At 47.7% G+C, this 4,978-nt stretch carries 5 protein-coding genes; all 5 read right to left on the bottom strand.

Translation table 11 applies throughout. The annotated features are described in order from the left end of the window. Positions 1–69 precede the first annotated feature (69 nt). Positions 70–2,178: an SLBB domain-containing protein gene (locus AC3A8L_RS19790; protein ID WP_487963996.1), complete on the bottom strand. Its 2,109-nt coding sequence runs from the start codon at positions 2,176–2,178 to the stop codon at positions 70–72. Then, positions 2,175–3,029 carry an OmpA family protein gene (locus tag AC3A8L_RS19785; protein ID WP_487963995.1) on the bottom strand — a complete coding sequence of 285 codons (855 nt, stop codon included), beginning with the start codon at positions 3,027–3,029 and terminating at the stop codon, positions 2,175–2,177. Before AC3A8L_RS19785 ends, AC3A8L_RS19790 begins: the two co-directional genes overlap by 4 nt. A gap of 14 nt (positions 3,030–3,043) precedes the next feature. Next, positions 3,044–3,370, bottom strand: coding sequence for an STAS domain-containing protein (locus AC3A8L_RS19780; RefSeq protein WP_487963994.1), 327 nt, complete (start codon positions 3,368–3,370; stop codon positions 3,044–3,046). Between the two features lie 269 nt (positions 3,371–3,639). Next, positions 3,640–4,305, bottom strand: a complete 666-nt coding sequence (locus tag AC3A8L_RS19775) for a sugar transferase (RefSeq protein WP_487963993.1) — start codon at positions 4,303–4,305, stop codon at positions 3,640–3,642. 14 nt (positions 4,306–4,319) lie between these two features. Further along, positions 4,320–4,978: glycosyltransferase family protein (locus tag AC3A8L_RS19770; protein WP_487963992.1), on the bottom strand; the 659-nt coding region annotated here is incomplete at its 5' end.

The raw sequence follows: 4,978 nt of genomic DNA, 5'->3' as shown, positions 1-4,978 counted from the left end.
GCTAGCCGCTAGGCGGCCATAGAGGTTCTCGATTTCGGCTTCAAACGGTGCAATTTGCATACAACTACCTCACAGGCCAAATAAAATGCCAAGGGAAACAACCTTGAATATGTCGCCGAGTACCAAGCGGGCTTTGGCGCCGGCACTGTCTTCTTTATTCGGGATATACACCGTATCCCCGGCGCGTAATACGGGGAGCTGATCTAAGCGACCGCTTTTACTGTATTTGAGCAGGTCAAAACGGCGTGCTTTATTTTTACAGCAGCTGGGGTTAACCACTAAAATCTTGGTCACAAGGGCGTTACTGGTTGGCCCACCCGCTTGCGCGAGTAGATCCAATACGGTCATGGAGTCGTTAAATTGATAGCGACCGGGTTCGTGAATTTCACCTAATACACGGATTGTTTCTTCTTTGGGCTGATCAATCCATGCGCGCTCTCGTGCTGGAACGTAAATGCTGTCGCCGGGTTGAATGTCGGGTAATAGTGATTCGTCACCGGTTTCAAAGTACAGCGCAAGGTTTAAGTGCGTGACTTGCGCATGTTTTTTATTGCGGTGGGTTATGCGCACCTTATGTAAATCTGCGGTGGCTGTGGGGCCGTCTGCGGCAGATAAAATATCTAAAAAGCCTAAGTCGTGAGTAAACATATAGCGCCCGGGGGCACCTACCTCACCAAATATATAAATCGATTTTTCTGAGGATTGGCGTACCCACTGGGATTTATTGTCGGACGGGTCCTGTGGTAGATCGTGCACACGAATAGTAGTGCCGGCACGTAATTGGGGGAGTTCGGCGTCGGATTTTCCTTCGCGAATAAAGCGGTCCAAATTAAATACAGTGGTTTTGGTTTTACCTTGTGCGTCGGGTATGACTATTTCAATATTGGTTGTGTCTGCACGGCTAACGGGGCCGCCTACGTGAGCGAGTAAATCCAGTAAGCTCATTTCATTTGACCATTCAATACGGCCAGGGCGTACCACCTCGCCAATAACACGCACAGCGCGATCGGGGGCAATTTTTAGCCAGCTTTTTTCATTCATGTCGGTTTTTTCGGGAATAAAAATGGCATCGCCGGCAGCAATTTTAGGCGTTTCTTTTATCGTACCTTCTGTGTACGCCGCAAGATCAAACCGCATAACGGCACCGTCTAATTTTAAAACGCGAATTTGTCGTGATTCGGCGTAGCGGGTAGGGCCGCCTGCGTTGGCGAGTATATCCATAAAGGTCACATCATCGGCTGCTTCATAGGCGCCGGGGCTAAACACTTCACCCATGATGTAAACCGTACTGGCACTGGATTTAATGGCTTCTTCTTGCATGGGAACAAAAATAGTCGCACCCACATTAATTTTGGGCAGAAGTTGAGTGTTGCCGGTATCGAGGTAAGCTTTTAAGTCGAACAGTTTGGGCTCACCTTCACTGATAATACGTATGCGCTCGACACCGCCATAGCGGGTAACACCGCCTGCGCGCATGAGTAAATCAACCACGGTGGTACCTTCAATGTACGTAAAGCTACCTGGGCTGTTAACTTCGCCAAAGACTTTAATAGCCGAGCGAGCATCAGACGCGTCGCCAGCATCGGCCATTTTGGCGGGGTCAAACTCGAGTTCGACGTTGCCTATTTTGGGCGAAGCGGTAACGAATACGGTATCGAGTGACTGCAACGTAGGGAGAAGCGTTGGGTCGCCTTGGTCCAGGTAAAGTTTGTAATCGAACATTTGAGGTTGGCCATCTCGGCGCAGCTGCATGCGATCTAACTGAGCCCCAGCACGTAAGCCGCCAGCCTCATTAATCACCGCTTGTACCGATGCACCGGCCGCAACGACGACTTCACCCGGAGAATTAACATAGCCCAAAACGCTAATACGCATGCGGCGCTCGTGGACATAAACGCGCATAGAACTTAAAGACTGAAAAGCGGTGCTTAGCACGCCTTTAACGGCGCTTTGCATCTCGTTTTCATTAAGGCCTTCAATATTTAATGCGCCCACTTCTGGCAATACGACATTACCTTGGCGGTCCACTTCAAACTCTGTGTCTAGACTGTTTTCGCCCGGTAATGAGATGCGAATAATATCGCCGGCTTGAATTCGATAATTATCGGCAGAGCTATGAGCAGACATTAATGTGCAACACAGTAAAACGACGATAAAAGAAACTATAAAACGGTTCATGGTTGCACCTTCACAAGACTTAGCTCAATGGTAACGGCGCGATTAACAAGCCACACAGCGCTGTTGTTACCTTCATAAAGCGGCGCTTGGGCACCTTTTGCGATCACAGTAATTCGATGCTCTTCAATCCCTTCATCTACCAAAAAGCGAGCAACGGCGTTAGCGCGAGCCTGTGATAGCGTGGCATTAAAGGCGTTAGTGCCACGTCGATCGGCATGGCCTGTAATCGTTAATTGCTGAGCTTGAACTTGAGCTTGATCTTTAAGCTGCAGGGCCGCAGTACGAAGGCGCTCTGCATATTTTGGGTTAATGATTGCCGAGTTGGTGGCGAATTGATTATCACTGTTAAGGAGTTCGGTTAAAGTGTTGCTATTACTGATATTCGCGATCGCCTTGCTATCGCCATTGCTGGTATCAGCATGAACGACTGCTGCCTCTGCGGAATCATTAGGTGGTACACAGGAGGCCTCGCGCAGTACTTTGTTTAAGCGCCGTTCTAGGCTGGCGAGATGTTGACGTTGAATCAGTACATCAACTTCAGCATCTTCAAAAAATTGGCCTCGTAGCTCGCGTGCAATTCGGCCTTCACGTAATTGAGCCTCATTAACCGCGGCGGGAAAGCACCACTGAGCGCCTTGTAAAATCAAAATATCGAGGTGATTTTTAAGCTGGCCAAAATCAAAACGTAAACCGTGTTTTACCGTTAGGGCATATTGGTTTTCAACGGTGATTAGGTTTCCTAAGTTATCTTCAGCCATGCCTCCGCGACCTGCATCTGGCCATTGGGCGCAATTGTTTAAACACAGAAGACTACTAATAATTAAGGGCAGATGTAGGCGTGATGGCAGCATGATGTTCTCCTTCCCTAAGCGGCGCTATTGGCCCAACTAACAGGCATGGCTTGATCAACACGTAACAGTGTAATGAGCTCGCGAGGCTGACCTTGAACATTTACCAGCCGTACTTGGCCACCTTGTGTGCGTAAACGTTTGAATAAAAAGACTAAGGCGCCGATGCCGGATGAATCAATAAACGAGACGTCGTTGAGATTTAATTCGATTTCTCGGTCACCAAAATCTTCCACGAGTTGCTCGAGCGATAAGCGAATTTCGCGGCAGCCGAGTGCATCAAATTCGCCTTGAAGTTCAACGAAAATAGTTTTTTGAGTGTTAGCTTGAATACTGAGTTGCATAGGACTTTCCTCTTTAATCGATGTAGTGCAAGTGAAGTTGCGTAACTACAAAGACTATTGCGAGGACTAGGCCAATAACGAATGTTCACGTATGGCGGGGGCTGTAGACCGATATCGGTATGTTGCTAGTTTTGGAATTGCAATTTGCGAATCAAGTTGCAATGCAAGAAATCATCTAACAGTAATGATTATTAGGCAGCAACCCCATGACGTGTCTTTAATACGCAGCATGGAGTTGTTGAATTAAGGGGCGAGGCTTGTGGCCTAAGTTACTGGCCGCGACCACAAATCATTACGGTAAAGGTTTGCCACATGATTTTGCAGTCCATTTTTAGCCAGCCCCATACGCTTTCTAAGGCCAGGCAGTAGCTTAGGTCGTAACCGAGCTTTGAGCGGACATCTTCAATACAGGTGTCATAACCTTGATTCACTTGCGCTAGGCCTGTAATGCCTGGCAATACGCCGTAGGTGCGTTCGACAAAATAAGGGATTTGGTCTTCAAGTTTTTGATAAAACTCTGGGCGTTCGGGGCGTGGGCCTACCATGGACATATCGCCGATTAACACATTCCACAGTTGTGGGAGTTCATCGAGTCGAGTCTTGCGAAGGAAAAGACCAAATTGGGTGGTACGAGGGTCATTTTTGGTGGCCCAAACAGCGCCGGATTTTTGCTCGGCATCGACTCGCATACTGCGAAATTTAACCATCGAGAAAAACCGTGTTGAGCTTGGCATGCATAACCCGGTACGGCGCTGTTTAAAAAAGATAGGGCCCGGTGAGGTGACTTTTATCGCTATTGCCAGTATTGGGAAAAGCGGTGCTAGTACAATCAATAATGATGCAGAGATAGCAATATCGGCTGCACGCTTTAATCGGCGCGTAGGGTTTTGCATAATTTGATTGTCGGCAGTTTGTATTAATTCTAGTGCGTGCATGGGATATTCCTCGATTACCAGTGACGGTTGGCGTTAGCTAAATATTTAATAGAACCAATCATGTTGGCCAAATGGCCAGAGACTAAATAAAATATGGCCTTGCCAATTCGATGGCAATGACGATCGCCTTTTATCCATACCACAGCGGCTATCGCGTATATCAAGCTCTGCGAGGAAAAAAGAAGTAAGAAAAAGAGGGAGTTTAACGCCAAGCTTGCAGATGCTAGCCAGCAATAGACCATTAAAAAAGGCATCAGTACGCGTAAACCTTTTCCTGAGAAAAAAGTAAAACTCACGCCTTTAAAGCGAGGATGGAATAACCCGCGCAGGCGAATCATTTGCTGCATGTTGCCCATTCCGATACGGATACGGCGATGCCAGTTAAGTGCGTTGTCGCTGCACTCAAGTTCAACGGCGTTGATTTGGTCCTCATACACCACGCGATAACCGGCTTCGACGATTCGCATAGGAATAATAAAGTCATCATTAATGGTATCGACGGGCACGGTATTAAACAGTTTTGTGCGCACTACATAAAAAGCCCCGTGGGCGCCCATTACAGAGCCAAAACATTCTTCGCCACGTTTAATGTTACTTTGATAGCGCCAGTAATCGCTTTCGCCACTGTTACCGGGGTTAAGCAGGCGGTAGTTACCATTAACGGCACCAACAC

This window comes from Marinagarivorans sp. (assembly GCF_982758155.1).
Note: the sequence above shows the minus strand (reverse complement) of the source record. Positions and strands in the feature narration are given on the sequence as shown.

Excerpts from the sequence above, each read along its gene's own strand:
- AC3A8L_RS19790 (WP_487963996.1), bottom strand. The coding sequence starts at position 2,178 with ATGAACCGTTTTATAGTTTCTTTTATCGTCGTTTTACTGTGTTGCACA.
- AC3A8L_RS19785 (WP_487963995.1), bottom strand. The coding sequence starts at position 3,029 with ATGCTGCCATCACGCCTACATCTGCCCTTAATTATTAGTAGTCTTCTG.
- AC3A8L_RS19780 (WP_487963994.1), bottom strand. The coding sequence starts at position 3,370 with ATGCAACTCAGTATTCAAGCTAACACTCAAAAAACTATTTTCGTTGAA.
- AC3A8L_RS19775 (WP_487963993.1), bottom strand. The coding sequence starts at position 4,305 with ATGCACGCACTAGAATTAATACAAACTGCCGACAATCAAATTATGCAA.